Annotated in this window: 5 protein-coding genes and 1 pseudogene; 4 read left to right on the forward strand and 2 right to left on the reverse strand. The window is 67.7% G+C overall.

The features are described 5' to 3' along the window. The first annotated feature begins 171 nt into the window (after positions 1 to 171). From tnpB to FBZ89_RS30430, 4 genes and pseudogenes are all read left to right on the forward strand, one after another. On the forward strand, positions 172 to 525 hold the full coding sequence (tnpB, locus tag FBZ89_RS30415) for an IS66 family insertion sequence element accessory protein TnpB (protein WP_145754834.1): 354 nt from the start codon (positions 172 to 174) through the stop codon (positions 523 to 525). A 61-nt stretch (positions 526 to 586) separates the two neighbouring features. Further along, positions 587 to 2,161 (forward strand): IS66 family transposase, encoded by a 1,575-nt coding sequence (tnpC, locus tag FBZ89_RS30420; RefSeq protein WP_145754836.1) that lies wholly within the window; start codon positions 587 to 589, stop codon positions 2,159 to 2,161. Then, a complete protein-coding gene (locus FBZ89_RS31815) occupies positions 2,158 to 2,844 on the forward strand; it encodes a YecA/YgfB family protein (RefSeq protein WP_186457673.1) in 687 nt (228 codons plus the stop codon). Before tnpC ends, FBZ89_RS31815 begins: the two co-directional genes overlap by 4 nt. Before the next feature lie 40 nt (positions 2,845 to 2,884). Further along, a pseudogene (locus FBZ89_RS30430) lies at positions 2,885 to 3,448 on the forward strand (transposase); the annotation flags it as partial. 8 nt (positions 3,449 to 3,456) lie between these two features. On the opposite strand, the gene FBZ89_RS32120 reads toward FBZ89_RS30430, so the two are convergent. Together FBZ89_RS32120 and FBZ89_RS30440 are read right to left on the reverse strand one after the other, a co-directional pair. Then, positions 3,457 to 3,882, reverse strand: a complete 426-nt coding sequence (locus FBZ89_RS32120; protein ID WP_145754840.1) for a transposase — start codon at positions 3,880 to 3,882, stop codon at positions 3,457 to 3,459. Positions 3,883 to 4,197: 315 nt separating this feature from the next. After that, on the reverse strand, positions 4,198 to 4,617 hold a 420-nt coding region (locus FBZ89_RS30440; protein WP_145754842.1), incomplete at its 5' end, for an IS1595 family transposase.

Consider the following 4,617-nt stretch of genomic DNA (forward strand, 5'->3'; position numbering starts at 1 on the left):
GACCGCCCGCCGGGTCAGGCCTTCCAGCCGGCTACGCCGGCCTCCAGGCCTGACCCGGCGGATGCGCTCCTACACCACGCGGTGGGGCACGATCGGCGCCGTGATCCGCGTGGGTGGCGATACCGACCCGGTCCTTCTGGCGCTGGTGCTGCGCACGCTGAAGCGGCTGGGATGATCCTTCCCCCGTCCGCCATCCGGGTTCTGGTGGCGACGCGGCCGGTGGACTTCCGGCGCGGTGCCGATGGTCTGGCGGCGCTGGTGCAGGAGGTGCTGGCGCAGGACCCGTTCTCAGGCACGGTCTTCGTGTTCCGCTCCAAGCGCTCGGACAGGCTGAAGCTGCTGGTCTGGGACGGCACGGGACTGGTGCTGGTGTGGAAGCGCCTGGAGACCGGCACCTTCCGCTGGCCGCCGATCACCGAAGGGGTGATGCGGCTGTCGGGCGCGCAGATGGAGGCGCTGTTGGCCGGGCTGGACTGGAGCCAGCTGCATGTCCCGCGGCAGGGGCGTCCGCAGGCCGCGCGATAGCGCCGGGACCGCTGGGCGCTATGGCCCAAGTGGCTGATTCCGTGCTATAAATGTCCCTGCCATGGAGATCGATCCCAACACCCTTCCGGCCGATGTCGAGGCCTTGCGCGCCCAGGTTCTGGCGCTGGCGGAGACGTTGGAGGCCGAGCGGATGGAGCGTCGGCGGGTCGAGGAGCAGAATGACCAATTGCGCCACCTCCTCCACCAACTGCGGCGCATGCAGTTCGGCCCGCGGTCGGAACGGCTTGATGCCGACCAGCTCAACCTGGCGCTGGAAGACGTCGAGCAGGCGCAGGCTGAGACCGAGGCGGTGGTGGAGAAGGACGATCCCGAGCTGAAGCGGCGGCGGGAGCGCCGGGAGACGCGGGGATCGCTGCCGCCGCACCTGCCACGCATTGAGGTCGTGGTGGCACCAGAGAACACGGCCTGCCCCTGCTGCCGGGGGGCCATGCATGTGATCGGCGAGGACCGGTCGGAGCGGTTGGACATCGTGCCGGCCCGCTACCAGGTGATCGTGACCCGCCGCCCCCGTTATGGCTGCCGCGCCTGTTCAGGCACCGTGGTCCAGGCCCCGGCACCGGCCCGCCTGATCGAAGGCGGCTTGCCGACCGAGCGGCTGGTGGCCAACGTGCTGGTCACCAAATACGCCGATCACGTTCCGCTCTACCGGCAGGCCCAGGGCTTCGCCCGGCAGGGCATCGAGATCGACCGCTCAACGCTGGCCTTCTGGGTGGGCTATGCCGCCGCCGAGGTGACACCGGTCTGGCGGGTGATGCGTGCCGACCTCCTGAAGTCCGGCAAACTGTTCGTCGATGAGACCAGGGCGCCAGTGCTCGATCCGGGCCGGGGCAGGACCAAGAGCGGCTACTTCTGGGCCCTGGCGCGGGATGACCGGCCCTGGCGGGGCGGGGATCCGCCGGCGGTGGTCTATCAGTACGCGCCCGGCCGCGGCGCCAAGCATGCCGCCGGCGTGCTCGACGGGTTCACTGGCGTCATCCAGACCGACGGCTATACCGTCTACAAGACGGTGGCGGGGCGCGCGGGCATCGGGATCGCGCATTGCTGGGCGCATCTGCGGCGGGAGTTCGTCGATGTCACCAAGACGGGGCCGGCGCCCATCGCCGAGGAGGCGTTGCGGCGGATCGCCCAGCTCTACGCCATCGAGGCGGAGATACGGGGCCGCACGGCGGCGGAACGGCGATCCGCCCGACAGGCCCGGAGCCGGCCGCTGGTTGAGGACCTCAAGCGATGGCTCGACCATCAACTCGGACGCCTGTCGGCCAAATCGACCACGGCGGAGGCGATCCGCTACGCGCTCAACCAGTGGACCGGCCTCGTCCGCTTCCTGGACGACGGGCGGGTGGAAATTGATTCCAGCACGGTTGAACGGAGCATCCGGCCCTTGGTCCTGAATCGCAAGAACGCGCTCTTCGCCGGTCATGACCGGGGGGCGGAGAACTGGGCGGTGATCGCCTCGCTCATCGAAACCTGTAAGCTGCAGGGCGTGAACCCGGAGGCCTATCTGGCCGACGTGCTGACCCGGCTGGTCGATGGATGGCCCAACGCGCGGCTGGCCGAGCTCACGCCGTGGGCCTGGGCCGAAGCGCAGGCCGCGGCGATGAGGGCCGCGGCATGACCATCGCCTCGGCATCCGCCGCCTGGCTGGACTTCCTCGCCTCACCGGCGGCGCCGGGGAACGCGCTGTCGCCGTTGGCGCTGGAGGGCTACCTGACCGGCATCGTGGTGGCGCCTGAACTCATCCCGCCCAGCCGCTGGATCGCCGCCCTCTGGGGCGACGAGGAACCGGTCTTCGACAACGACGCCGACCTCCACGCGGTGCTCGGCACGCTGATGACCCGCTACAACAGCCTCTTGGCCGAGATTGACAGCGGCCTTGAACGGCTGGAGGCGGAGCGGGTCTGCGACTACCGGCCCGCCTTCCTGGACGCGGGCGAAAAGCCCGACCGCCAGGCCATCCGGGACTGGGTCTCCGGCTTCTGGCGGGCCATGGCCCTGGCGCCCGAGGGCTGGACCGCCTTTGCCGGGGATGAACGACTGCAGCCGGTCATCACCCCCTTCATCGGCTTCATCGACCTGGACGACGGCGCCTTCGTCCCCGCCGACGACATCGATGAACGCCTCGATGACGCCGCCGGGCAAATCCCCCGCGCCATCCTCGTCCTGCACAAGATCGCCAAGATCAGGGCGGCACGCGGCCCTAGGAAGGCGGAACCGGTCCGTCAGGCCAAGGTCGGACGCAACGACACGTGCCCCTGCGGCTCAGGCAAGAAATACAAGCGCTGTTGCGGCGCCAACTGAACCGTCAACCGCCAAAACCAATGGGGGACGCCCAACGCTTACCCTTGAGGTGCATCTTCCCTGGCTGGATCAGCAGTGGGCGGCAGGCCACCACAATGGCGCCGACCTCTGGCGCCGGTTGCAACAGCAGGGATTCCGGGGCTCCTTACGGGTAGTCGCCGAATGGGCGACCCGACGCCGCCGGGCTGATCGGATGGGGGCGGAGGCCTTGAGCCGCACGCCATCGGCACGAACCATCGCCCGGCTCATGACCCTGGGGCGGGATGCCCTGACCAAGGCCGAAACCGTCCTCGTCGCCGCGATTGAAGGAAGTATCCCCACCTTGGTCGATACCAGGGACGTTGTCGCCGACTTCCAGGGCATGATCCGGCGCAAGTCACTCGGCGACCTCGATCCCTGGTTGGAGCGAGCCAAAGGTGGCCTGGTCGCGTCCTTCGCCAACGGCATCAACAAGGACCGCGCAGCCGTTGCCGCCGCCATCACGTCGCCTTGGTCCAATGGCCAAACAGAGGGGCAGATCACCAAGCTCAAACTCGTCAAACGCCAGATGTACGGTCACGGGAAGCTCGACCTGCTCCAGGCCCGCGTCATCAGCGCCGGATGATCTGGCCATCACCAAAATTGCGTCAGAGCCACTTTTCCGCGCCGGATCACACTCACCGACACGCAGCACACGGCCGTTGGTGAGCACCACCTCGACCAGCGCGGCCTGACGCTCAACGGAAGGCCCCGGTGGCAAGGAGAGCATCGCGGTGGGTGGCACCACGCCGGCAGAGGGCGCCGTTTCAACCACATGCACCGGCACAAAGGAGCCGCCTCAAGGGAGAGTTCACCGCTCCTCATCTGCCGGCGCCAACGGTAGATCAGGCTGCTGCACGCCCCATGGCGCCGTGCCACCGCCGCTACGGCACCACGACCACCACGCGCCTCACCAACCAGGCGGATCTTCTCTTCCGCCGAATAGGCGCGCCGCCCACCGGCGCCGGTGATGACCTCGATACGTTGGACTGCCACGGTGCAAACCACACTGCTTGCCATGATGCCAAGCTGGCCACATACCCATGCGCCGCCGACACATAGCTTTCACCACAACAGCCGACCATCCAACAAGGCAGCCCACAGACGACGCTTACCTTAGAGTTGTCAAACAGGCTCTCAGCACATCGACATCGGCGCCCTTTTCCAGCATGGAGCGTAGTGCCATCATCTCGTCGGTCATCGTGGTCACCCTCGGTCGCAAGCGGCCGTCATCGAGAAAGGGGGTCAGAGCCGCACGGCGCTTGAGGATGTAGCGGGATGCCGTGGTCCCAACGAGCCTTTCAGATAGGCTCTATTCACAAATCGTATTGACGCTCATGCTCCCATCGCCGCCCTGAGGCAGTAGCGCGGGGTCGGGTCGGGATGCAGGGCGATGAGATGGAACCATCGCAGGTACGATCCGAGGTATCGGGTGGCGACACCACGTCGTGCGCGGAGGAAATCCTTGAGGCGCGAATAGCGGTTGTTGACGGTCTGGATGTGGAGGTCGCCGCGCACTCGCTGTCCAGCGGACTGGTTGAGCGTTTCGTGGCTGACGCCCAGGGCGGCGGCACAGGGCGGGTAGCTGGCACAGCCATCGGTGACCAGCAGGGCATCCTTGTCCAACACCGGCGCCAGGACGTCGTGAATGGCGTCGGCGGTGACCGACGGCAACACGGCGCTGACGGTGGTGCCAGATCGATCCGCCGCCACCAGCACCGGCACCTGCTCGTCGGACAGGCCGCGCTTCTTCGC

The sequence above is a fragment of the Nitrospirillum amazonense genome (assembly GCF_007828045.1).
Classification (GTDB): domain Bacteria; phylum Pseudomonadota; class Alphaproteobacteria; order Azospirillales; family Azospirillaceae; genus Nitrospirillum; species Nitrospirillum amazonense_C.